The sequence below is a fragment of the Haloprofundus salilacus genome (assembly GCF_020150815.1).
GTDB lineage: Archaea > Halobacteriota > Halobacteria > Halobacteriales > Haloferacaceae > Haloprofundus > Haloprofundus salilacus.
Window position 1 is genome coordinate 3070473 of the sequence record NZ_CP083723.1, and the last position, 20794, is coordinate 3091266.

The following is a 20794-nucleotide window of genomic DNA, read 5'->3' on the forward strand; positions in this document are numbered from 1 at the left end:
TCCGGACGCGCATGGACGAGAGAGTACGCGAGCACGCCGAGGTGCTCGTCGACTGGAGCGCGCGCATCGAAGCCGGCGACGACGTCGTCGTCAGCGTCGCCGAGGACGCCCACGACCTCGCCGTCGCCGTCGCCGAAAAACTCGGCGAGCGCGGCGCGAACGTCGTCACGTTGTACGACTCCGCGGAGGTGTCGCGGGCGTACCTGAAGGCGCACGACGGCGAGTTCGACGACGACCCGGCGCACGAACTCGCGCTGCTCGAACACGCCGACGTGTACCTCCGCCTCGGCGGCGGGCGGAACACGACGGCGAGCGCGGACGTGCCCGGTGAGACGCAGCGCGCGTTCGCTCACGCCCGCGAGGGGACGCGAGAGGCTCGCATGAAGACCGACTGGGTCGCGACGGTCCACCCGACGCGCTCGCTCGCCCAGCAGGCCGGGATGGCCTACGAGGAGTACCAGCAGTTCGTCTACGACGCCGTGCTCCGCGACTGGGAGTCGCTCGCCGACGAGATGGCGCAGATGAAAAACGTGCTCGACGCCGGAAGCGAGGTCCGCATCGTGAAAGAGGACACCGACCTCACGATGTCGATCGAGGGTCGCACTGCGGTGAATTCCGCCGCGTCGGTCGCCTACGACTCGCACAACCTCCCCTCCGGCGAGGTGTTCACGGCTCCGTACGCCACCGAGGGCGAGGTGTACTTCGACGTGCCGATGACCATTCAGAGCAAGCGCCTCACCGACGTGCACCTCACGTTCGAGGGCGGCGAAGTCGTCGAGTTCAGTGCCGGGACGAACGAGGACGTTCTCGCCGACATTCTCGACACCGACGAGGGCGCGCGCCGCCTCGGCGAACTCGGCATCGGGATGAACCGCGGCATCGACCGCTTCACCGACAGCATCCTCTTCGACGAGAAGATGGGCGACACGGTCCACCTCGCGGTCGGTCGGGCGTACGACTCTTGTCTCCCCGAGGGCAAGGCGGGCAACCAATCGGCGGTCCACGTCGACATGATTACCGACATGAGCGAGGACTCGAGAATGCTCGTCGACGGTGAGGTCGTCCAACGGAACGGAACGTTCCGGTGGGAGGACGGCTTTGAGGCCTAATCGCCCGAGCGTTAGCTATCGCTCTTCGAGGAGTAGACGAACGGATCCGAGCGAGACGCGAACGACGCTCGTCGACGTTGAGGGCTATCCGTTCGACACCGAGGAGAGGCCGCAGACGCCACGGTCGGCGGCGTAATCGGGCGCTTAACGGAGTGAAATCAGCGTTCAGCGGTTGTCGTCGTGGTTCTCGTTCTCCACGTCGATGCTGAGCGGTCCGGTCTGTTCGTCAGAGCCGTCCCCGCCGCCGAGGAGCCTCGATCGCAGGTCGTCGGTGAACGACTGCACCTGGTCACGGATCGTCTTGACCTCCTCCTCGAACCGCTCGACGGTCCGCTCGACGTGGTACACCCGCGTCGCCGGAATCCGCCGGACGACGTCGCGGCCCTCGTCGTCCTCGCCGACTTTCACCAGCCAGTGGTCCTGGAAGTACGCGATGTGTTCGTTCTGGACGTTCTTCTCGACGGTTCCGTCGTCGGGGTCTTCGTAGACGATAGTCGCCTCTCCGAGTTCTTCGTCGACCATACACGGGGTAACGTCGTCCAAATAGGAAGTAGTGTGGGTGTCGACAGCGGCCGGTCGGCACCGCCGGCGCGACGAGACTCGGATACTGACTATCCCTGCTTCGGTTCGTGGACGTGGCCGCACTCGGGACACTCGACCTCCTCGGCGCGCAGTTCGGCGCTCGACTGTCGAACTTCGCGCATGACGCTCGAAATCCGCTCCTCGGCGTCGAGTTCCTCTGCGACGGCCAAATCGACGCCTTCGACCTCCAGCAGGAACTTCGCGATTTCGGTCACCTCGTACATCGTCTCGTCCAACTCCTCGGCGGTAAAGAAGCCGCTCATCGCGCCGTAGAGGAACGTCGCGCCCGACTTCTTCACCTTCCCCTCGAACGACGAGCGGGCCTGATTGACGGCTTGCGGGGTGTACGTGTCGGTCATGAAGGGAACGAGACGAGGGAGGTTTTCGCCGATTTTGGTCATCTCGACGCCCGTCTCGGTCCGGAAGTCCGCGCAGAGGCGGGCGATGGCCCACTCGCGGGCGGTGATGTACGTCCGGTCGCGGAGGAAGCCGTTGACCCGGTCGTACTGCGCGCCGTCCATCTTCTTGAATCGGGCGTACTTCTGGACGTCCTCGGGCACGTCCCCTTCGGGGCTCTCGAGTGACGAGTCCTCGGCCAGTTCGTCGGCGTCGGCCGGTTCTGCGCCGTCGTCGTTCGTCGCCCCTTCGGGCGTCGTCCGCTCCGTCGCCGCAGAGTCCGTCGATTCCGTCGCGCGTTCGTCGGCATCGACTGCTTCGTCGCGCTCACCGTTGGTCGTCTCTCGCTCCGGCGACTCCGAGGGCGTCGCGGGGTCGTCTGCCATACCCGCCCTTGTGAACCGGGTACAAAAGGGTTGTCGGCGTCGGCCGAGCGTCGTCGGTCGAGTGTCGTCGAAGCGACCGCTGGCGGGGGTGGCCGCCCGCTTCGGCGGTAACTGTTTTGACCTCCGCCTGCGACTGCCTCGCACATGAAGGTGTTACTGGGAATCGGCGGAAGCGAGGACTCGTACTATGCGCTCGAACGGACGGTCGAACGAGCGGTCGCAGCCGACGACGACCTCACCGTCGCCATCGTCGACAACCCGGACTCCGACGCGACGCCGGACGAGATAGAGACGCGCGTCCGCGAGCAACTGGATGCGGCCGCCATCGACGCCGAAATCCGACACGTCGAGGGCGACCCCGGCAGTAATCTCGTCGACCTCGCCGAGAGCGGCGGGTTCGACCAACTCGTCCTCGGCGGCGGCCAGCGCAGTCCGATGGGCAAGATAAACATCGGCAGCATCGCCGAGTTCGTGCTTCTGAACTCCCACAAGACGGTGAAACTAGTGCGATGAAGCGAGAACGTCTCTACCCCGACGAACCGGCGGGGCCGTTCGACGCCCCGCCCGTTAGATTCGAAGACCGCGAGGACCGACCCATCGAGATCCGCGTCTACGACCCCGACGGCGACGACTACGAGCGTCTCGTCGAGATGTACACCGAGTTCGACCCCGCCGACCGCGCGCAGGGAATCCCGCCGGGTCGCGAGGAGCGCATCCGGTCGTGGCTCGACACGATTCTCGATTCGGACTGTCTGAACGTCGTCGCTTGGCACGGCGACGAAGCGGCGGGACACGCGACGCTCGTCCCCGACGAAGACGCCTACGAACTCGCCATCTTCGTCCTCCAGCAGTACCAGCGTGCCGGAATCGGCACCCGCCTCATCGAGGCGCTGCTCGGCCACGGCCAGACGAGCGGCGTCGAGAAAGTGTGGCTCACCGTCGAGCGGTGGAACCGCGCGGCCGTCGCGCTCTACAAGAAAATCGGCTTCGAGACGAGTAGCACCGAGAGCTTCGAGTTGGAGATGGCGCTACGCCTCAACTAACCCGCGCGATTCCGTCCCGACATCTCTTCTCGACGCTCCGTCGACGCTCAATCGACGCTCCGTAACCGCTTCCGGCACACACGGCCGACAGCCGTACGGTTAAGCCTGTTAACGCACAGCACACTGCATATGAGTACCAACCGAGACGTTTTGCTGGAGAACAAGACGTGGACGGACGTCGAGGCGGCGCTCGAAGATGGGACGCGGACCGCGATTATCGCCGTCGGCTCCGTCGAACAACACGGCCCGCACCTCCCGCTCATCATGGACACTCTCGCGGGCGACGAACTCTCGCGGCGCATCGCCGAGGAACTCGGCGACGCGTTCGCCGCGCCGACGATTCGACCCGGCTGCTCGGGCCATCACATGGAGTTCGCCGGCACGATCACGATTCCGCCGGAAACGCTGATGGATCTGATTCGGTCGTACTGCCGGTCGCTGGACGCCCACGGCTTCGAGCATCTCGTCCTCGTCCCGACCCACGGCGGGAACTTCGCACCGGTCAACACCGTCGCCCCCGAAATCGCTCGCGAACTCGACGCCAACGTCGTCGCGCTCGCGGAGCTCGGCACGCTCATGACGCTGATGAACGAGGGACTCCGCGAGGCGGGCGTCGACTACGAGGAACCGGTGATTCACGCGGGCGCGGCCGAGACGGCCATCGTCATGGCCGTCGCCGAGGACCTCGTGCGAACCGACCGACTCGAACTCGGCCGCGAGGGCGACATCTCAGTCTCGCGGCTGCTCAGCGAGGGATTCAAGGCGATAACGGAGAACGGCGTCCTCGGCGACCCGCGGGAGGCGACGCCCGAGGCGGGCGAGGCGATTCTCTCGAAGCTAACGAGCGCGTACGTCGAGCGAATCGAGGCGGAGCGAGACGCGGTCTGAGACTGCGGAATTCTCTTCAGACCGACAGCACCGGTTGACTCGCGTACAGGAGCACGTACTCGGCGGCTTTCTCCAGTACCTCGCCGGGGTCGCCCGAGACGGGTTCGCGCGGAACGACGATGAAGTCGGCGTCGAGCTCCTCGGCGGTGTCGAGGACGACGCTGCCGGGGTGTCGGGTCTTCACGTTCGTCGAGAAGCCGTAGGCGGTCGACGTAGTCATCTCGACGTCGTTCTCCTCGGCCATTCGCGCGACGTTGTCGGTGAACGCTTCCGTCTCGGCGGCCACCTCGTCCTCGTCGACGGCGTCGCTCTCGATGGCGCGAACCACCTCTTCGCCGAGGATGTAGACGGCGTGGACGGCGGCGTCGTACCGGTCGGCGATGCCGATGGCGTACTCGATGGCGACCGTCGACTCGTCGCTCCCGTCGACCGGGACCAGCACGATGTCGAGTTCCAAGGGCGTCGTCATACCCCTCTCTGTGCGGGCCTGCATCAAAAACGCTCCCCCCGAGTCGCCGCGGTCCGCCGCGAACGCTACGAACCGTTCCGAAGCGTCCCGTCGCATCTCTCTCGCCCGTCCCGCCGGTCGCGCGTGGTTTTATGCCGCGGCCGGGCGAACGCGGCGATATGTTCGACACCATCGTCATCGCGACGGACGGATCCGAGAGCGTTCGCCGTGCGGTGGCAGTCGCACTCGACCTCGCGGAGACGTTCGACGCGTCGGTGCACGCGCTCTACGTCGTCGACAGCGGGGAAGTGGACTCGTCGCCGGAGCGACTGCGCGAGGAGATGAGCGACGCGCTCCACGAACGCGGCGAGGAGGCGCTCGAAACCGTCCGTGCGGAGACGGACCGAGCGGTGACCACCGCCGTCCGGGAGGGCCGACCGGCGGCCGTCATCGGCGACTACGCGCGCGAAAACGACGCCGACGTGGTCGCGACGGGTACGCGCGGCCGACACGGCGAGAACCGGTTCCTCATCGGTAGCGTCGCCGAGCGCGTCGTCCGAACCTGTCCGGTTCCGGTGCTCACGGTTCGGCAACTCGACACCTCCGAGAGCGTCTGAGTCGCGTTCGGAATCGACGCTGTCGATTTCTCCCGTCTTTCCTCACTCCGCCTCAACGAGCAACTCGACGACGGCCGCGTCGGTTTCGTCGCGCTCTGCCGCCGCAAACAGTTGCCACCGGCCGACGACGCCCGCCAAGCGGTCCGCGTCGTCGACAACGAGTGCGAACCGCTCGTTGCTTTCGAGCGCCCGTTCGAGACACGCCCCGACGGTCGTCGCTCCGTCGACAACGAGCGGTTTCCGAGGCGTGAGGTCGCCGACCGTCTCGGGTGCTAGCGGGTCCGTCTCATCGCGGCGCAACTCCCGCGGACTCCGCACGTCGAGCGGTTGCTCGCCCTCGAGAACGACGACGCAGCCGCTCGGGTCGAGTCGCTCGGCGAGCGTCGCTAACGGCGTTCGCTGCGAGACGGCGTACACCGGCAGTCCCATCGTCGCATCCGACGCCTCCGCGCCGGGCTGCATCCCCTGTGCACTTCCTGACATCGATTCGCCTGTAGGAGCGTATGACGTTAGTTACTCACACAATACTGTCTGTGTAAATGGATAGTTTACACGCCACCTCGCGCTTCGACGCGGTTTGTCTCGTGGAGGAAAACCGGACGACTGTGCCGGGGAATCGATGCTAGTTCTCCGTCTGCCGTTACCAAACATGCTGTCCAACGGTGTTCGTCCGGGGTTCGATGCGTTTCGCCTCGCTCCCGCTCAGCGAACCACGGCCGTTTTCACCCCGCCACACCTCGTGGCGGTATGGACGACGACCTCATCGACTCCGGACGACTCCCGCTCTCGCGAAAATCGCTCCTGCCCGGAACCGGCTTCTTCTACCCCGACTCGCTCGACGAAGAGCGCGCCGACGAACGCGTCAAGGAGGCGGTCGAGGGCGCTGAAGCCGTCGTCGTCGCCGACCTCGACGCCGACGGACTCGGCTGCGCGGCGCTGATCCGCGAACTGTACGATTCGGCGCTCGACCCCGAACCGTTCCTCGCGGATATCGAGAGCCGCATCGCGGACGACGGACTCGCCGTCGACGAAGCGGACGAAGAGGAAGACGAGACGGTCGACTCGCCAGTGGCGCTCGTCGGCGCGAGTCCGCACAACGTGGAAGACGCGCTCGAACGGGTCGCCGAGTACGCCGACGACGGAATCGACGCGTACGTCTGCGACCTCTGCCCCGACCAGTACGAGTACGTCGAGGAGGAACTAGAGGCGCTCGTCGCCCGCGCCGACAGCGTCCGCTGGTTCGACCACCACCAGTGGGACAACGAGGTCGCGGCGGCGGTCCGCGAGGCGGGCGTCGACCTCGTCGTCGGCGACTCCGACGAGGAGTGTACGACCGACGTGGCGCTCCGCTCGCTCGACTACGACTTCTCCGAACGGTTCCGTGAACTCGCCGACGTGACGCGCGACCACGACCTCTGGATCCGCGAGGACGCCCGCAGCGACGATCTCGCCGACTACGCCTACTGGGTCGACAACGAGGAGTACGTCGCCGTCGTCGGCGCGTACGGCGCCGACCTCCCCGAACAGGCGCTCGCGTACGTCCAACACCGGCGCATCGAGAAGGAGAAACTCATCGACCTCGCCGTCTCGCGCGCGGAGTTCAAACAGGTCGGCGAGTGGACCATCGGCGTCACCTACGGCCGCTGTTCGCAGAACGAAGTCGCCGAGGCGCTCCGCGAGCAGGGCGCCGACGCCGCTTTCGTCGTCAAACCCGCCGGCAGCGCGAGCATCCGCGGTTCGGAGGGCTTCGAGCGCGCGCACGAGGTTGCCGCCTACGTCGACGGCGGCGGTCACCCGCGGGCCGCAGGCTGTAAACCCGACATCTACGACGACATGCTCGACTACGCGCACCACTGGAGCACGCAGGGTAGCGCGGCGAAACGCGTCATCCTGGCCGCCTTCGAGCGCGTCGCCGAAGCGGTCGAAGAAGAGGAAGACGAAGACGACGAAGGCGTCGAAACCGAGCTGTAAATCGGCCGCAGAGCGCGCGACGCGCCCACAAACTACGCGTCGACGACCCAGCGATCCGAGTAAGACAGCCCGCACTCGCACTGCGCGTAGGCGTGAATCACGTCGCCGTCGGCGTAGATGCCGCCGACCTCCTCGTTCTGCGCCTCCGCGAACGCGAAGACGAACTTCGCACGGTGGTCGCCGGCTTCGCCTTCTTCCTCCTCGTCCGCGCCCGCGGCCGGGCACTCCCCGCCGCTCAGGTCGTCGGCGATGGCTCCCTCGTTGCCCATCGCACCCTGCGCGAACTCCATCGCGTCCATCCCGGTTCCGGCGGCGAACAACCGCCGCCCATCGTCGCCGGGTTCGACGAGGACGACGCCGCCGTCGACCGTCTCGCCGTAGTTGGCTATCTTCCCCTGCTCGTCGAGGTAGTCGTCGGTCAGAAACAGCGCCACGTCGTCGAGTCGCTCGCCTGCGAGAAACTCCTCTCGGTCGCTCATGGCATCCCGTCGGCGTGCCAGCGGTAAAAAGCGCGTGACTGTGAGTCGTCAGTACGTTACGCGACTCGACCTTCGTTCCGCCCGTCGCGTCTGTGGTCACCGCCATTTCCGCGGTCGCCGCCGTTGCCGCCGTCCCTACTACGCCGCGCCCGATACACCCACGCGACGAACCGAAGGATGCGGGCCACCAGCGCCGCGTCGAGGAACAGGAGCGCGAACGCGAGGTCGTAGAACAGTTGTCCGCTGCCGAGCCACGGGAGGTAGATATTTCGGACGCCCGACGCGCCTAGAACCGCAAGGTAGCCCGGCAGCCAGAACGGGTACAGCGTGGCTTACAACGGTTCGACCAGCCAGCCCTCGGAGACGGGAATCCAGACGGCGAGAAGGAAGACGAACACGACGTCCGTCGAGTGGTCGCGCACCGTTCGGCGGAGGGCCGGAGAGAGTACTCCCATGGATACTAGTTGTCTCACTGACATCATAACTCCACACGATGGTCGCAGTCGCGGCGAGTCGCCACGGGTCGCCGCGTCGTGGCGTTCCTCTCCGCTACTCGTCCAACTGCCGCGCGATGTCCGCCAGCGACGACTTCGGCTGTCGGGTCACCTCGTAGACAGCGCGCTTACCCGGCACGCGCAGACCGTAGAGGTAACCGGCCTCGACTTCGTCGAGTTCGACGCTCGTCCCCGGGTTTCGGTCGTTCGACTCGGCCCACTCGACCAGTCGGTTCTCGCCTTCGCCGGGCGTGCGCGCGAGACGGCGGTTGTCGTACGCGCCGCGAATCAGCAGGCAGTCGGCGTCGCCGTCGATTTTCGCGTGGCGCTCGTCGCCGTCGAGGACGAGTCGGACGACGTCGCCCGCGCCGACGCCGTCGCCGAGTTCGGCGGGGAGGCGGAGACAGGGACGCCGCGTGCCGCCGCTTCGTTCGAGTCGGGCGCGGTACGTCGTCACCGAGGGGTTGTCGTGAGACACTCGGTCCGGCATGGTCGTCACTCCGAACTCGCCGGAGAAAAACGGTCGGAAATCGGATTCCAGAGAGTTACTCGTCGCCTTCGTCGCCTTCCTCGTCGCCGCCGAGGGCGTCGGCGACGCTGCCGCCGTCGACGACCTTGGCGTTTATCTGGACGACTTCCTCGCTGATCTCGCGACCGCGGACGCTGATGCGCTTGCGCTCGCCGTCACGGGAGGGTTTGTAGCCGACGCCGCCTTCCAGCAGCAGCGATTTGAGGTTCGGCCCCGCGACGTCCCCGCGCATTGGACGGCCCGCCTTGTCGGAGCCGCCGGTGAGTTCGAGGGTGAAGCCACTGAGGCCGACCGCGCCGCCGTCGACCTCGTCGCCGAGCTCTCGGCCGAGGAATCGGTTCGCGTCCTGTCCGTCCACGTCGAACTGGTGCGTCGTCCCGTCTTCGGGGTCGGCGACGACGACTTTGAAATCTGCCATACGGGGTAGGAAACGGTCGCGGATAAAAAGAACGTCGAAAGGCGTCGCCGGTTGCTCGCGCCTCCTCCCGGGCGTTGTCGGGTGTTTCGGCGGGTGCGACCGGTTCCATCGACTCGCCCACCCGACTCACACCCTCACTCCGGCAGTACCAACTCCGGGTCGTCCAGCGCGAACAGCACCCGTTGGTCGTTCGACAGCGGTCGGAGCGCCACTTCGAGACGCCCAGCGCTCCGGGCGGCGTTCGCCACGCCCGCAATGTCGGCGATATCGTAGTATAGCGGAACGAGCACGACCTGCCGGTCGGCGGACGCCTTCATCACCAACACCGCGAGGACGACGCCGTCTTCGCGCGTCCGGAGCACCTCTGACTCGTCGAACGTCGCCGCCTCGACGACGGCTTCGACGGCGGTGAACTCGTTGCCGGGCAGCAGCACGTCCAGTCCGCTCCAGCCGTCGTCACCATCGTCGCCGTCGCCGCCGCTGCTGTCATCGTCCCTATCGTCGTCGCTCGCGCCCAATCCGATGTTCACTCCGTTTAGCGGTATCACGTCGCCCGGATGCAGTTCCGTCGTCTCCCACCCCTCGTCTCGGTACGCCTCGGCCGTCGCCTCCATGTCGGCGACGACGGCTTCCCACGCTGTCTCCTTACCAGCCAGCGGATGGTCGTTCATACCAGCGCCTGCCGGAGCGAGAGCAAAAAGCTTCGTTTCGGCGACGCCGTGAATCCGTCCGTGACGACAGACTCCGACGGGCGACTCTCGCCGTTCGCTACTTGTTTTCGCGCTAAAATAAGGCACAACAATCATACGTGTCGTCGTGGCTCTATCCTATGCAATGTCGATTTTAGGGCAATCGCAGAACCAGATGGCAGGAAGCTCGAAGGAACAGATGGCTGAAACCGAGGAATCCGGTGCCGACGTGGCGCTCATCGCGTCGGGGCTCTCGGTGGCGCTGTCGTGGTATCAGTTCTACATCCGCGGCAACAAGACCCAGGGCATCTTCATCGGTCTCTGGCCGCCGACATTCCTCGCGTTCGCGAGCTACATGCGGCAGAAGGGGATGGCCGACCGACTCGAGAACTCGGTCGTCGTCAACCCCGAGAGCCAGGGTCTGCTGAGCCGCGTCCTCGAATAAAACTGCGCCACGACTGACCGACAGCCGAAACGCATCCCCCGAGACGTTCCTCGGGATTCGACGGTTGCGGCTTTATTTTTCCGAGCGACGTACGGTCGGACGACTTATCGCCGGACGAGCGACTGTCGGACGGACTACTCTCTGACGTTCGTTCCCGTAGCGTCGCCGAACGTCGCCGATAGCGCGCCCGTCTCGCCCGCCGGGTCGTAGACGACGCGCCCGCGGAGCGTCGTCACCTGCGGGAACACGCCCGAGAACCCCTCGAACGGCGTCCACTCGCAGTTGCTGTGGAGGCCGTCGCCGCGAATCGTCCTCGGTTCGTCGGGGTCGACGAGCACGAGATCAGCGTCCCTGCCGACTTCGACCGCGCCTTTCCGCGGCAGGTCGAAGATGCGCGCCGGGTTCGCCGCGGTGAGGTCGCGGACGCGCTCGTACGTCAGTCGTCCCTCGCGGGCCTCGTTCAAAAGCAGCGGAAGCATCGTCTCGACGCCCGGCACGCCGCTGGGGGCGCTCCAGAGGTCGGTCTCCTTCTCCTCGCGGGTGTGCGGCGCGTGGTCGGTGGCGACGATGTCGACGGTGCCGTCGGCGACGCGTTCGTAGACGGCTTCGCGGCGCGCCTCGCTCCGCAGCGGCGGGTTCATCCGCCCGTAGGTGCCCAGCTCCGAGAGATCCTCGCGCGACAGCAGGAGGTGGTGTGGCGTCACCTCGCAGGTCGCCCCCGCCTCGCTCGCGGCGTCGACGCCTTCGGGTGTGCTGGTGTGGGCGATGTGAATCGACGCCGCCGACTCCGCGCCCACGTCCAGCGCTCGCTCAACGGCGGCGGCCTCGGCTTCTGCTGTCCGGAACGCGCTCCACAGGTCAGCATCGGCCTCGCGGCCCTCGCCGCCGGCGTCTGTTCCTTTCACCGACGTGTCGAACAGTTCGGCGTCCTCGGCGTGGACGCTCACGGTGGCGCCGGCGTCGGCGGCGCGGGCGACGGCGTCGGCGAAGAGGTCGGCGTCGATACCCATGTCACCGGTCGAATCGGCGAGAAACACCTCGCCGAGCGCGAACAGCGGGCGGTCGAACAGCGAGTCGGGATCCCACGACTCCGTGACGCCGCCGCTGATACCGTAGTCGACGAGCGACTTTAGGGCGAACTCGCTCTTCTCGTCGAACGCGTCGCCGTCAATGGTCGGGGGGTTGGTGTTCGGCTGGTCGACGACGGTGGTGACGCCCCCGGCGGCGGCGCTCTTCGACCCCGTCACCCACGTCTCCTTGTGCGAGTAACCGGGCTGTCGGAAGTGGACGTGCGCGTCGATTGCGCCGGGTAGAAGCAACCGTCCGTCGGCGTCGAGTTCGAGTTCGTCCGCGTCGGCCGAGAGCGTCCCCGTGGTTTCGACCGCCGCGATGGTCTTCCCCTCGGTTCGGACGTCGACCTCGCGGCCGTCGGCGAGGCGTGCGTGCGTGATGAGCATTGTTTGGACTGCCTGGCTGTCGTCGGCCGGGGTGGTAAACGGTGACGGTCCGCGCGAGCGCGCTCGGTCCGGAGACGCTGACTCGACGCCGAGAATCCCTTATTACCTCTCGCGCCGTCTCTCACGTGGATGACGACCAACACTAATTCGATGAACAAACTGAGCATCGTCTCGACGCTCGTTGACGCTCTTGTCGCGTTCGCCAAGGGTCGGCGTATCAGCGGCGTCCTGCTCCTCGCCGCGGCCGCGCTCTCGTCGCGCGTGCGGGGAATCGGAACGGCTGTCTCGCTGCTGCTCCGCCTTTACCGACGATTCCGGTGAGCGTCTCACTCGTACCGACGCTTACCCGGTAGCCGCTTCGACGCGCTCGACCGTCGTCTCTCGGTCTTCGACAAACGCGTCCTCCAACGCCCAAGCGACTTTTTCGGCGTCGTCAACCCCTCCCGCGCGAGCGACGCTGCCGACCGACTCGGTGTCGAACGGCACCGACAGCGCCGCGTACACCGGCTCTAAGACCTGCGAGATTTCCTCGTGGTCGGCGACGAGTATACACCCGGAGACGAGCGCCGCGCCCTTGCGGACGCGCTGGGCGATGCCCGCGATCTTCCCGTTGCACTGTACGGAGTGCGCGCCCGGACAGAACGACTCCGGCGGTTCGCCGCGTTCGGCGTTGACGCCTACCGTTTCAAGTGCGCGAATCACCGTCGCTACGGCGTCGTCGTACCGCTGGTTCAACCCACGCCGCATGTCCTCGACCGGGCGGGCGTGCGCGAACGCGATCGTCGTCCCGGTGTAGGCGACGGCTCGCCCGCCGACGCTTCGCTCGACGGGCGGGTACCCGCGCACCTCGGCCGCCTCGCGGGCGGCGTCGTAGCCCTCCGCGCGGGCGTCGCGCCGTCCGAACGCGAGTTGGCGGTGCGGCGACCAGACCCGGAGCGCCGGAACGCCCGTCTCGGCGGCGTCTTCGAGCAACGCCGCCGTCACCTCGCGATCCGCCTCCGGGTCGCTCGCTCTACCGCGTACGACTCGCATGTTCTCCACTGCGACCCCGGCGCACGTAACCGTCTCGGCTTCTCGCTTCCCGTGTCCCTGCTCTCCTCGCTAGCTTCGACGGGGCTATGCTCTCGGACTCCCACCCTCCGGCAATGGCGGTCACGCTCTCTTCGCCCGTCGTCGAACGCTACCGGCGCTTCTCGCTGTACAACTCGCCGTATCCGGCGCACGACGCCGGCTGCGCCGTCGACTTCTACCCCGAGACGAACGACGGCATCTCGCCGGTTTCGGGCGAGGTGATCGACACGAAGTCGGTTCGCGCCCCGCCGAAACCGTACGCCGTCGAACAAGACAACCTCATCCTCGTCGCCGTCGACGAGGCGAACTCGCCGGGGGTTCGAGTCGACGGCGCGGAGACGACCGGCGGCGACGACGGAGACGACGAGAGCGACTACGTTGCCCGTATCCTCCACGTCGACCCGGCGGTCGAACCCGGCGACTACGTCGAGGCGGGCGAGTCGCTCGGCGAGATGGTCCGGTCGGGCTTTTTCGGTCAGTGGGTCGACAACCACGTCCACCTCGGCTTCCGCCACACCGGCCAGAACCCCTACCGCGCGGGCGGGTCGCTCCCAGTGTCGCTGGACGTCCCGGTCGAACCGCTCGCGTGGGACGGTTCGGGAACCGTCGTCGAGGTCGGCGAGACGTACGCACTGTTGGACGCGCCCTCACATCCCGACCCCGGCGCGTACTTCGCGGGAATTGCCGACGACGACGGGCGCATTCTCGACGGCGGGTTGGCGCACTACGACGGCGGCGGCGTGCTCTCGCCGACTCCTGACGACGAGGCGCGCGCAGCAGATACCTCGGACGCGATCGACGAGTCGGACGAGCCGGACACGTCGCTCTCGTTTCTCGGGTTTCCAGTCGGCGTCGCCAGTGGACGCGACGTGCGCTGGAACTCGTTCGACGTGGTGGCCAACAGCGAGCGCGCGACCGGTCTCTCGCTGTTTCTCGCGCAAGACCCGAACTTCGGCGCGAAACTCGTCTTTCACACTGGTCACCAGTTCGCCGTCGGCGACGTGGTTCGCGTCGAACTCTCGCCGAGCGACGACCCGATTCGACTCGGGTGAGTCGGCCGTTGGAGCGGCGAGCGGGTGCGGCGTCGAGCGTTATCCGTGTTGCCGGCGGTGGGTCCGCTGCCGTTCCGCGTACGTCTCGTCCGCCTCGACTTTCTCCCACACGCTTCGTAGATCAGCGCCGCCTCGCGCTTGTCGTCGGCCAGTACTGCGCCTCGCACTCCTTGCCCTCGTTGTACTTCTTGCTCACACCACCGACGAACCTCACGGCTTCGCGGGGAGAATCGCGGTCTACAAACCGCTCCGCGGGAGAACACGAGTATGGACGACTCGGACGAGATCGACCCGACGGTCGGCGACGACTCGGGGACCGGGACCGACTCGGAGGCGGTTCCGCCGGAGGCGGCGGCGCTGCTCCAGCAGTTCATCGAGCGGGAACACGGCTACCTCTCGTGGCTGAACACGCGCGTCGATAGCATCGAACGCGGGCGCGTCGTGATGTCGATTCCGTACGACGAGAAACTCACCAACACCACCTCGCCGCCGACTATCCACGGGGGCGTCGCCGCGACGCTCATCGACACCGTCGGGGGCGTCGCCCAGCGGTCGACGTTCGACGACCCGACCCAGGGCGGCGTCGCGACGGTGAATCTCAACGTGAACTACCTGCGCCGCGCCTCCGGCGACCTGACGGCGACGGCCGAAGTCGTCCGGGCGGGCGGAAGCATCGGCGTCAGCGAAATCACTGTCGAAAGTCCGACCCCCGACGGAGGTACCGAAGCCGTCGCCACCGGTCAGGCCGCCTACCGACTGTTCAGATAACTCGGCTCGCCGCTTAGGAGTACGGCTCGGTTGCTAAACCCGATGAAATGGTCGGTCGCCGATCAGTCGAACGCCACTTCGTCGAGTGCCGTCGTCTCGCCGAACAGCCAGTCGGCGTGTTCGACGGCGTACTCCTTGTGATTTTCCTCGATGTGGCCGATTGCGTCGGTGACGAGCACCGGCCGGAAGTCGCGGAGGCCGGCGCTACCGGCGGTGTGGAGCACGCAGACGTTCGCCAGCGTCCCGCAAATGAGCAGATCTTCGACGCCGTGGGCGTTCAACCACCCTTCCAGCTCCGTCTGGTAGAACGCGTCGTAGGTATGTTTCGTGACGACGTGGTCGTCGTCGCGGACGTCGAGTTCGGCGACGAGTTTGGTCTCCCACGTCCCCTCGACGACGTGTTCGCCCCAGCGGTCGAACTCGTCGTAGTAGTGGTTGCCGTCGAACTGTTCCGGGGGGTGGACGTCGCGGGTGTAGACGACGTGCGCACCGGCGTCGTGCGCGCGGTCGACGAGCGTCGACACCGGGTCGATGGCGTCCTCGCTCCCGGGGGCGTAGAGGCTACCGTCGGGGTGACAGAAGCCGTTCTGCATGTCGACGACGACGAGGGCGGTTCGATTCGGGTCGTACATACGGTTCCCTCCGGGTGCAGCGAATAAATCGTTTGGCGGACGACCGCCCAACGACACCGGACGAGACTTTCGGCGATTTCGCAAACGCTGACGCCCGGCCGACCGCTTTTCACACTCGAATTCGTTGAGGACGTATGCGACGTACACTCGCGGTCGTGGTCGCCGTGTTGATGGTGCTGTCGGGGTGCGCCGGATTCGTCGGTTCTGAGAACCCGACGGCGACGCCCGACGGTACCGACGCAGTGGACGACACCTCCGGAACCTCCGACTCGGCCGACGGCGTCGATTCAACCGACGACGCCCCGCCGGCCGGTGACGCGCCCGGCTCCGACAGCGGAGACGCGATGGCCGAGAACCCGCCGGATCCCGACTCCGACAAACTCGGCTGGGAGGGCGGCTACTGGTACAATGAGACGCTCTCGGTCGACCAGTCGGACGGTCTCAACGAGTCCGAACTCAACGCGGTCGTCAACCGCTCGATGGCGCGCGTCGAGTACATCCGTGGTCTGGAGTTCGAGGGATCGGTCCCCGTCGAAGTCATCTCGCGGGCGGAGTTCCGTAACCAGTCGTCCGGCAATAGCGCGGACTATCCGCCGCAGCGCCGCGCGTTCGACAACGCGAAGTTCGAGGCGCTGTTCATGATAAACGAGTCGACCGACTCCATCGCTGTCCAGAACACCAATACGGGGAGCTCCGTCGGCGGCTACTACAGCCCTGCAGACGAGAAAATCGTCATCGTCAGCGAGAACACCACCTCGCCGAAACTGAACGAGGTGACGCTCTCGCAGGAACTGTTCCACGCGCTCCAGGACCAGAAGTTCGACCTCACGAGCTACAACCAGTCGACGCGCGAGAAACACAACGCCGTCGACGGCATCGTCGAGGGGGACGGTAACTACGTCGACTGGCTGTACGAACAGCGCTGCGACGCCGAGTGGGACTGCCTCGAAGACAGCGCCCGAGGCGGCGGCGGTGGTCTCGCCAACTATGGACCGTACCTCATCCAGTACCAGCCGTACAGCGACGGTCCGGCGTTCGTCCGACAGCTCCGCGAACGCGGCGGGTGGGAGGCGGTCAACGCCGCCTACGAGAACCCGCCGGCGAGCACCGAGCAGGTAATCCACCCGAACCGCTACCCCGACGACAAACCGGTCGAACCCAAGGTGACCGACCGGACGAGCGGGACGTGGCAGCGACTCGAACCGGAGGGACGGCCGAACTACGGCGAACTCGGCGAGGCGGGCGTGAACGCGATGCTCGTCTACCCCATCTACGAGACGCGGGGACAGACGCAGATAATCCCCGCCCGTCACTGGTACAACCTCAACGAGAGCGGCGAAGTCGAGCAGTTCGACCCGTTCAACTACGACCACCCCTACACGGACGGGTTCCGAGGTGACCGCTTCGTCGCCTACCAGAACGACGCGGGCGAGACGGGCTACGTCTGGAAACTCGTCTGGGACAACTCCTCGCAGGCCACCGAGTTCCTCGACGGCTACGAACGAGTCTTACAGTTCCGCAGCGCCGAGAAAGTCCAGGATGCGTCCGGACCGGGGACGGTCTACCGCATCGACGAGGGTGACAACGGGTTCGCCGACGCGTTCCGTGTCGTCCAACAGGGCGACACCGTCTACATCGTCAACGCGCCGACGGTAGACGAACTGTCGAACGTCCGGTCGTCGCAGTCGTAACCCCGAGCGTCGTTTTCGACCCGGATGCGTCGCCTCGATTCGGCGCACGCTGTCTCCGGTGTCGACACCTCCCGACACGTGGCCCTGTGGGAACGCTTTTCGCTACTCGCCGCTACGTGGACGTGTGCATACGCGTATCACGCTCGCACTCGTCGTCTGTCTCGTTTTCGCCGGGTGCGCGGCACCGTTGACGGACGGCTCGGCGCTCGGCGACGGTTTCGGCCACGCCAACGACGAGGACCGCCTCGGGTGGGAGAACGGCTACGCCTACGACGACCCGCTGAACATCGACCAGTCCGACGGCCTCAACGAGAGCGAACGCGAGGCGTTCGTCGCCCGGACGATGGCCCGCGTCGAGAAGATTCGCGGACTGGAGTTCGAGGAGCCGGTTCCGGTCGAAGTGATCACCCGCGAGGAGTACAGACAGCAAAGCGGCGGCGCGAGCGACCCCAAGTACGAGGCGTGGAACAACCAGGTGTGGGAGTCGCTGCTGCTCGTCGGCGAGGACCGCAACGTCTCGGACGTGATGGATTCGGTTTACGGCGGTTCGGTGCTGGGCTACTACTCGCCGAGCGAGGACCGCATCGTCATCGTCAGCGACTCGGAGACGCCGACCATCGACCGGACGACGCTGGCGCACGAACTCGTCCACGCGCTCCAGGACCAGCAGTTCGGACTCGAAGGCAGTCCGGTGACTCAGGACGGCCAACTCGCGCGGAACGGCATCGTCGAGGGCGACGCCCGCTACACCGAGACGCTGTACGAGCGGCGCTGCGGCACCGAGTGGGACTGCGTCCCCCGCCCCGATAACGGCGGCGGCGGTGGCGGCGGCGACACCGGTGCGCCGGGCGTCTTCCTCACCATCTACGCGCCGTACGCCGACGGCCCGCAGTTCGTCCACACGCTCTACGAACGGGGCGGCTGGGACGCCGTCAACGCCGTCTACGAGGACAAACCCCGGAGCACCGAGCAGATAATCCACCCGCCGAAGTATCCGAACGAGACGCCCGCGAACGTCAGCGTCGACGACCGCTCCTCCACAGAGTGGTCGCGGTTCGACACCAAACCCGTCGCCGACACCGTCGGCGAGGCGTCGCTGTACGCGATGTTCTGGCAGAACGGCTACATCGACCGGGAGAGCCTCCAGAACAGCCCCGACGAGTTCTCGCCGTACAACTACTCGCACCCGGCGACCGAAGGTTGGGCCGGCGACGCCATCGTCCCCTACGAGAGCGACGACGGCGAGTACGGCTACGTGTTCCAGAGCGAGTGGGACAGTCAGAAAGACGCCCGCGAGTTCGCCGACGCCTACCGCGCGACGCTGACGACCCGACTCGACGCGGAGCAAGTCGGCGACGGCGTTTACCGCGTCGACGACGACAGTCCGTTTGGCGACGCATTCCGGGTGCGGCAGAACGGAACGACGGTCACTATCGTCAACGCCCCGACGACCGGACAGTTGGACGAGGTTCACGCGTCGGACTGACGCAAGGAAAGATGGATTATCTCAGCGAATTCTACATAGTAACACTATAAGAGTCCCTCTCTCTGGACTACAGGTAATGGGTTTTAGGAAACGGACCTATGCTGGCGTTACAGGGCGGAAATTCATCGTAGCCCTCGGTGGAATTTTCGTCGCACTCGTAGCCATCTATCCGTTCCTCCCTATCGTCGACGATGGCTCGTCCGAAACCTGGGTCGTCCTTGGAATTCTAGTCGGCATCCCCGGTCTCGTCCTGTCGTACGGTGGCTACCGGTTGCCCCAAACTGACATCCGTCCCGAACTCTATCCTACTGTCGGCAAGTGGTGTCTCCGCGGCATTGTGGGAGGTCTCGCCATCATGATTCCTATCGTTCTTGCGAGTGACGATCCAAATATCGTCGGAAATACACTCTTGCTCACAGCACTGGGCAGTCTCGCGGGCTTCGGCGCAGGGAGGTACGACGCGCGGGCTAAAACACGGCAACTCGAACTCCAAGAGACGGTCGATCAACTGGAAACCTCGAACGAGCGCCTAGAACGACACCAGCAGTACACCGACGACGTTCTCGACACAATTGATGATGTGTTCTATGTTTTAGACGAAAATGGATCTCTCGAACGGTGGAACCAAAGCCTCTCGGAGGTTTCTGGCTACACGGACGAGAAAATATCATCAATGACTGCAGCCGACTTCTTCGAGGACGACGACCGTGATGCAGCCGTGGCTGCAATCCACAAAGGCTTCGAGAGTGGCTCGGTGGATGTAGAGCTCGAGCTACGCACCAAGGACGGCGATACCGTCCCCTTTGAGTTCGTCGGATCCACGCTCGAGAATACGTCCGGGAACTCTGTTCTGGCAGGCATCGGGCGTGACGTTTCGGACCGTGTCGAGCGCGAACAACGGCTCGAAGAGTCCAACGAGCGGCTCGAACAGTTCGCCTACGGTGCCTCCCATGACCTCCAAGAACCGCTTCGGATGGTTTCGAGTTATCTGCGGTTGATCGAGGACCGAGCCGACGAAGAACTGACAGAAGAGACCGAAGAGTTCCTCGAGTTCGCCATCGACGGGGCCGACCGCATGCGTGACATGATTCAGGGGTTACTGGCGTACTCACGTGTGGAGCACCAAGGGGAGCCGCTCGAACCGGTCGACCTCAACGAAGTGGTTAGAGACGTGTGCGACGACCTCGACGTGCGTATAACCGAAAGTGATGCCGACGTAGACATAGAGGAGCTGCCTTGTGTGGCGGGAGATGAACGTCAGTTGCGTCAGGTGTTTCAAAACTTATTGAGCAACGCGCTCGAATATAGCGGAGACGAGCCGCCACAGGTGCATATTTCCGCCGACCGGAACAGTTCGATGTGGGAAGTGTCGGTTCGGGACGAGGGGATAGGGATCGAGCCAGACGAGCAAGATCGCATCTTTGAGGTATTTCAGCGGCTCCACTCCCAGAACGACCACGGGGGCTCGGGTATTGGCCTGGCACTGTGCGAGCGGATCGTCGAACGTCACGGCGGCGAAATCTGGGTAGAGTCCGAGCCTGGCGAGGGAGCGACGTTTTCATTTACCCTTCCGGTGAGGGATGAACATGTCGAGTGAGCCCAGAAGCGCCGAGCCGGTCGACATACTCCTCGTTGAGGATAATCCTGGCGACATCCGCCTCACGAAAGAGGCATTCAAAGATGGGCAGATCGTGAACACGCTCCACGTCGTCGAAGACGGTGTCGAAGCCCTCGATTTCCTCTTTCAACGAAACGACTACGCCGACGCACCTCGGCCCGACCTCGTGCTGTTAGATCTCAACCTCCCCCGAAAGAACGGGGACGAGGTGCTCGAAGAACTTCACGAGAACCCTGACCGCCGGCGCATTCCAGTCATCGTCCTCACGAGTTCGGAAGCCGAAATGGACGTCGTCAAGTCCTACGAACTATGTGCAAGCGGGTACCTGACGAAGCCGGTCGATCCCATCGAATTCATCGACATGATACAGGAGTTAGAGCGGTTTTGGCTCTCAATCATGCGATTGCCGACTGACACAGATCTTGATTGAGAAGCGCGCTGTATTCAACATGGCCTCGTCACACTCTCACCGAGTGAGGGTTTCAACAGAGCCGTTCCTCACTTCGCTCGTACGCGTATCCCCTC

The 20794-nt window shown here is 65.4% G+C and carries 27 protein-coding genes; 15 read left to right on the forward strand and 12 right to left on the reverse strand.

What is annotated here, in order from left to right:
• The first annotated feature begins 11 nt into the window (after window positions 1–11).
• Window positions 12–1109, forward strand: a complete 1098-nt coding sequence (locus LAQ58_RS15855; RefSeq protein ID WP_224448404.1) for an aminopeptidase — start codon at window positions 12–14, stop codon at window positions 1107–1109.
• A 165-nt stretch (window positions 1110–1274) separates the two neighbouring features.
• On the opposite strand, the gene LAQ58_RS15860 is transcribed toward LAQ58_RS15855, so the two are convergent.
• Both LAQ58_RS15860 and LAQ58_RS15865 read right to left on the reverse strand, forming a co-directional pair.
• Window positions 1275–1631, reverse strand: a complete 357-nt coding sequence (locus LAQ58_RS15860; RefSeq protein WP_224448405.1) for a hypothetical protein — start codon at window positions 1629–1631, stop codon at window positions 1275–1277.
• A gap of 89 nt (window positions 1632–1720) precedes the next feature.
• Entirely contained in the window at window positions 1721–2473 is a 753-nt protein-coding gene (locus LAQ58_RS15865) for a DUF5806 family protein (protein ID WP_224448406.1), read from the reverse strand.
• Window positions 2474–2617: 144 nt separating this feature from the next.
• Between LAQ58_RS15865 and LAQ58_RS15870 the strand changes: the two genes are divergently transcribed.
• The 3 genes from LAQ58_RS15870 (at window position 2618) to LAQ58_RS15880 (ending at window position 4404) form a co-directional block, all read left to right on the forward strand.
• Window positions 2618–2986, forward strand: a complete 369-nt coding sequence (locus LAQ58_RS15870) for a universal stress protein (protein WP_224448407.1) — start codon at window positions 2618–2620, stop codon at window positions 2984–2986.
• Window positions 2983–3516, forward strand: coding sequence for a GNAT family N-acetyltransferase (locus LAQ58_RS15875; protein ID WP_224448408.1), 534 nt, complete (start codon window positions 2983–2985; stop codon window positions 3514–3516). The genes LAQ58_RS15870 and LAQ58_RS15875 overlap by 4 nt, the downstream gene beginning before the upstream one ends.
• A 129-nt stretch (window positions 3517–3645) precedes the next feature.
• Window positions 3646–4404 carry a creatininase family protein gene (locus LAQ58_RS15880; protein ID WP_224448409.1) on the forward strand — a complete coding sequence of 253 codons (759 nt, stop codon included), beginning with the start codon at window positions 3646–3648 and terminating at the stop codon, window positions 4402–4404.
• A gap of 16 nt (window positions 4405–4420) precedes the next feature.
• Here the strand turns inward: LAQ58_RS15880 and LAQ58_RS15885 are convergent, their stop codons facing one another.
• The gene (locus LAQ58_RS15885) at window positions 4421–4873 is read right to left on the reverse strand and encodes a universal stress protein (RefSeq protein WP_224448410.1); all 453 of its coding nucleotides are present in this window, start codon (window positions 4871–4873) and stop codon (window positions 4421–4423) included.
• A 158-nt stretch (window positions 4874–5031) separates the two neighbouring features.
• On the opposite strand from LAQ58_RS15885, the gene LAQ58_RS15890 reads away from it, so the two are divergent.
• Complete coding sequence (locus LAQ58_RS15890; protein ID WP_224448411.1) at window positions 5032–5469, forward strand: universal stress protein; 438 nt, start codon at window positions 5032–5034, stop codon at window positions 5467–5469.
• Window positions 5470–5511: 42 nt separating this feature from the next.
• Here the strand turns inward: LAQ58_RS15890 and LAQ58_RS15895 are convergent, their stop codons facing one another.
• Complete coding sequence (locus tag LAQ58_RS15895) at window positions 5512–5952, reverse strand: CBS domain-containing protein (RefSeq protein ID WP_224448412.1); 441 nt, start codon at window positions 5950–5952, stop codon at window positions 5512–5514.
• Window positions 5953–6216: 264 nt separating this feature from the next.
• Here LAQ58_RS15895 and LAQ58_RS15900 point away from each other — a divergent pair, with 264 nt between their 5' ends.
• Entirely contained in the window at window positions 6217–7440 is a 1224-nt protein-coding gene (locus LAQ58_RS15900; RefSeq protein ID WP_224448413.1) for a DHH family phosphoesterase, read from the forward strand.
• Window positions 7441–7472: 32 nt separating this feature from the next.
• Here the strand turns inward: LAQ58_RS15900 and LAQ58_RS15905 are convergent, their stop codons facing one another.
• Window positions 7473–7919 carry a DUF5807 family protein gene (locus tag LAQ58_RS15905; RefSeq protein ID WP_224448414.1) on the reverse strand — a complete coding sequence of 149 codons (447 nt, stop codon included), beginning with the start codon at window positions 7917–7919 and terminating at the stop codon, window positions 7473–7475.
• 92 nt (window positions 7920–8011) lie between these two features.
• On the opposite strand from LAQ58_RS15905, the gene LAQ58_RS15910 reads away from it, so the two are divergent.
• Window positions 8012–8209: a hypothetical protein gene (locus LAQ58_RS15910; RefSeq protein ID WP_224448415.1), complete on the forward strand. Its 198-nt coding sequence runs from the start codon at window positions 8012–8014 to the stop codon at window positions 8207–8209.
• Between the two features lie 42 nt (window positions 8210–8251).
• Here the strand turns inward: LAQ58_RS15910 and LAQ58_RS18955 are convergent, their stop codons facing one another.
• The 4 genes from LAQ58_RS18955 to LAQ58_RS15925 all read right to left on the reverse strand — a co-directional run bounded on the left by LAQ58_RS18955 (window position 8252) and on the right by LAQ58_RS15925 (window position 10031).
• Entirely contained in the window at window positions 8252–8374 is a 123-nt protein-coding gene (locus LAQ58_RS18955; protein WP_255594930.1) for a hypothetical protein, read from the reverse strand.
• Between the two features lie 94 nt (window positions 8375–8468).
• Window positions 8469–8903, reverse strand: a complete 435-nt coding sequence (locus LAQ58_RS15915; RefSeq protein WP_224448416.1) for a DUF7112 family protein — start codon at window positions 8901–8903, stop codon at window positions 8469–8471.
• Between the two features lie 55 nt (window positions 8904–8958).
• The gene (locus LAQ58_RS15920) at window positions 8959–9360 is read right to left on the reverse strand and encodes a 30S ribosomal protein S6e (RefSeq protein ID WP_224448417.1); all 402 of its coding nucleotides are present in this window, start codon (window positions 9358–9360) and stop codon (window positions 8959–8961) included.
• A 134-nt stretch (window positions 9361–9494) separates the two neighbouring features.
• A complete protein-coding gene (locus LAQ58_RS15925; protein WP_224448418.1) occupies window positions 9495–10031 on the reverse strand; it encodes a DUF7529 family protein in 537 nt (178 codons plus the stop codon).
• Window positions 10032–10224: 193 nt separating this feature from the next.
• Here LAQ58_RS15925 and LAQ58_RS15930 point away from each other — a divergent pair, with 193 nt between their 5' ends.
• Window positions 10225–10494 (forward strand): hypothetical protein, encoded by a 270-nt coding sequence (locus LAQ58_RS15930; RefSeq protein ID WP_224448419.1) that lies wholly within the window; start codon window positions 10225–10227, stop codon window positions 10492–10494.
• A gap of 134 nt (window positions 10495–10628) precedes the next feature.
• On the opposite strand, the gene LAQ58_RS15935 is transcribed toward LAQ58_RS15930, so the two are convergent.
• Entirely contained in the window at window positions 10629–11951 is a 1323-nt protein-coding gene (locus LAQ58_RS15935; protein ID WP_224448420.1) for a dihydroorotase, read from the reverse strand.
• 129 nt (window positions 11952–12080) lie between these two features.
• Here LAQ58_RS15935 and LAQ58_RS15940 point away from each other — a divergent pair, with 129 nt between their 5' ends.
• On the forward strand, window positions 12081–12272 hold the full coding sequence (locus tag LAQ58_RS15940) for a hypothetical protein (protein ID WP_224448421.1): 192 nt from the start codon (window positions 12081–12083) through the stop codon (window positions 12270–12272).
• A gap of 21 nt (window positions 12273–12293) precedes the next feature.
• On the opposite strand, the gene LAQ58_RS15945 is transcribed toward LAQ58_RS15940, so the two are convergent.
• A complete protein-coding gene (locus LAQ58_RS15945) occupies window positions 12294–12983 on the reverse strand; it encodes a lipoate--protein ligase family protein (RefSeq protein WP_224448422.1) in 690 nt (229 codons plus the stop codon).
• A gap of 113 nt (window positions 12984–13096) precedes the next feature.
• Between LAQ58_RS15945 and LAQ58_RS15950 the strand changes: the two genes are divergently transcribed.
• Entirely contained in the window at window positions 13097–14074 is a 978-nt protein-coding gene (locus LAQ58_RS15950) for a DUF8155 domain-containing protein (RefSeq protein WP_224448423.1), read from the forward strand.
• 267 nt (window positions 14075–14341) lie between these two features.
• A complete protein-coding gene (locus LAQ58_RS15955; protein WP_224448424.1) occupies window positions 14342–14842 on the forward strand; it encodes a PaaI family thioesterase in 501 nt (166 codons plus the stop codon).
• A gap of 62 nt (window positions 14843–14904) precedes the next feature.
• On the opposite strand, the gene LAQ58_RS15960 is transcribed toward LAQ58_RS15955, so the two are convergent.
• A complete protein-coding gene (locus LAQ58_RS15960; protein WP_224448425.1) occupies window positions 14905–15474 on the reverse strand; it encodes a cysteine hydrolase family protein in 570 nt (189 codons plus the stop codon).
• Between the two features lie 134 nt (window positions 15475–15608).
• On the opposite strand from LAQ58_RS15960, the gene LAQ58_RS15965 reads away from it, so the two are divergent.
• From LAQ58_RS15965 to LAQ58_RS15980, 4 genes are all read left to right on the forward strand, one after another.
• Window positions 15609–17165, forward strand: a complete 1557-nt coding sequence (locus LAQ58_RS15965) for an Hvo_1808 family surface protein (protein WP_224448426.1) — start codon at window positions 15609–15611, stop codon at window positions 17163–17165.
• A 124-nt stretch (window positions 17166–17289) separates the two neighbouring features.
• Window positions 17290–18651, forward strand: coding sequence for an Hvo_1808 family surface protein (locus LAQ58_RS15970; RefSeq protein ID WP_224448427.1), 1362 nt, complete (start codon window positions 17290–17292; stop codon window positions 18649–18651).
• A 76-nt stretch (window positions 18652–18727) separates the two neighbouring features.
• Window positions 18728–20248 (forward strand): ATP-binding protein, encoded by a 1521-nt coding sequence (locus LAQ58_RS15975; RefSeq protein WP_224448428.1) that lies wholly within the window; start codon window positions 18728–18730, stop codon window positions 20246–20248.
• The gene (locus LAQ58_RS15980) at window positions 20238–20699 is read left to right on the forward strand and encodes a response regulator (RefSeq protein ID WP_224448429.1); all 462 of its coding nucleotides are present in this window, start codon (window positions 20238–20240) and stop codon (window positions 20697–20699) included. Before LAQ58_RS15975 ends, LAQ58_RS15980 begins: the two co-directional genes overlap by 11 nt.
• Window positions 20700–20794 lie beyond the last annotated feature (95 nt).

What these genes read in the sequence shown, in the direction of transcription:
- LAQ58_RS15855 (WP_224448404.1), top strand. Translation starts at nt 12, where the DNA reads ATGGACGAGAGAGTACGCGAGCACGCCGAGGTGCTCGTCGACTGGAGC.
- LAQ58_RS15860 (WP_224448405.1), bottom strand. Translation starts at nt 1,631, where the DNA reads ATGGTCGACGAAGAACTCGGAGAGGCGACTATCGTCTACGAAGACCCC.
- LAQ58_RS15865 (WP_224448406.1), bottom strand. Translation starts at nt 2,473, where the DNA reads ATGGCAGACGACCCCGCGACGCCCTCGGAGTCGCCGGAGCGAGAGACG.
- LAQ58_RS15870 (WP_224448407.1), top strand. Translation starts at nt 2,618, where the DNA reads ATGAAGGTGTTACTGGGAATCGGCGGAAGCGAGGACTCGTACTATGCG.
- LAQ58_RS15875 (WP_224448408.1), top strand. Translation starts at nt 2,983, where the DNA reads ATGAAGCGAGAACGTCTCTACCCCGACGAACCGGCGGGGCCGTTCGAC.
- LAQ58_RS15880 (WP_224448409.1), top strand. Translation starts at nt 3,646, where the DNA reads ATGAGTACCAACCGAGACGTTTTGCTGGAGAACAAGACGTGGACGGAC.
- LAQ58_RS15885 (WP_224448410.1), bottom strand. Translation starts at nt 4,873, where the DNA reads ATGACGACGCCCTTGGAACTCGACATCGTGCTGGTCCCGGTCGACGGG.
- LAQ58_RS15890 (WP_224448411.1), top strand. Translation starts at nt 5,032, where the DNA reads ATGTTCGACACCATCGTCATCGCGACGGACGGATCCGAGAGCGTTCGC.
- LAQ58_RS15895 (WP_224448412.1), bottom strand. Translation starts at nt 5,952, where the DNA reads ATGTCAGGAAGTGCACAGGGGATGCAGCCCGGCGCGGAGGCGTCGGAT.
- LAQ58_RS15900 (WP_224448413.1), top strand. Translation starts at nt 6,217, where the DNA reads ATGGACGACGACCTCATCGACTCCGGACGACTCCCGCTCTCGCGAAAA.
- LAQ58_RS15905 (WP_224448414.1), bottom strand. Translation starts at nt 7,919, where the DNA reads ATGAGCGACCGAGAGGAGTTTCTCGCAGGCGAGCGACTCGACGACGTG.
- LAQ58_RS18955 (WP_255594930.1), bottom strand. Translation starts at nt 8,374, where the DNA reads ATGGGAGTACTCTCTCCGGCCCTCCGCCGAACGGTGCGCGACCACTCG.
- LAQ58_RS15915 (WP_224448416.1), bottom strand. Translation starts at nt 8,903, where the DNA reads ATGCCGGACCGAGTGTCTCACGACAACCCCTCGGTGACGACGTACCGC.
- LAQ58_RS15920 (WP_224448417.1), bottom strand. Translation starts at nt 9,360, where the DNA reads ATGGCAGATTTCAAAGTCGTCGTCGCCGACCCCGAAGACGGGACGACG.
- LAQ58_RS15925 (WP_224448418.1), bottom strand. Translation starts at nt 10,031, where the DNA reads ATGAACGACCATCCGCTGGCTGGTAAGGAGACAGCGTGGGAAGCCGTC.
- LAQ58_RS15930 (WP_224448419.1), top strand. Translation starts at nt 10,225, where the DNA reads ATGGCAGGAAGCTCGAAGGAACAGATGGCTGAAACCGAGGAATCCGGT.
- LAQ58_RS15935 (WP_224448420.1), bottom strand. Translation starts at nt 11,951, where the DNA reads ATGCTCATCACGCACGCACGCCTCGCCGACGGCCGCGAGGTCGACGTC.
- LAQ58_RS15940 (WP_224448421.1), top strand. Translation starts at nt 12,081, where the DNA reads ATGACGACCAACACTAATTCGATGAACAAACTGAGCATCGTCTCGACG.
- LAQ58_RS15945 (WP_224448422.1), bottom strand. Translation starts at nt 12,983, where the DNA reads ATGCGAGTCGTACGCGGTAGAGCGAGCGACCCGGAGGCGGATCGCGAG.
- LAQ58_RS15950 (WP_224448423.1), top strand. Translation starts at nt 13,097, where the DNA reads ATGGCGGTCACGCTCTCTTCGCCCGTCGTCGAACGCTACCGGCGCTTC.
- LAQ58_RS15955 (WP_224448424.1), top strand. Translation starts at nt 14,342, where the DNA reads ATGGACGACTCGGACGAGATCGACCCGACGGTCGGCGACGACTCGGGG.
- LAQ58_RS15960 (WP_224448425.1), bottom strand. Translation starts at nt 15,474, where the DNA reads ATGTACGACCCGAATCGAACCGCCCTCGTCGTCGTCGACATGCAGAAC.
- LAQ58_RS15965 (WP_224448426.1), top strand. Translation starts at nt 15,609, where the DNA reads ATGCGACGTACACTCGCGGTCGTGGTCGCCGTGTTGATGGTGCTGTCG.
- LAQ58_RS15975 (WP_224448428.1), top strand. Translation starts at nt 18,728, where the DNA reads ATGGGTTTTAGGAAACGGACCTATGCTGGCGTTACAGGGCGGAAATTC.
- LAQ58_RS15980 (WP_224448429.1), top strand. Translation starts at nt 20,238, where the DNA reads ATGTCGAGTGAGCCCAGAAGCGCCGAGCCGGTCGACATACTCCTCGTT.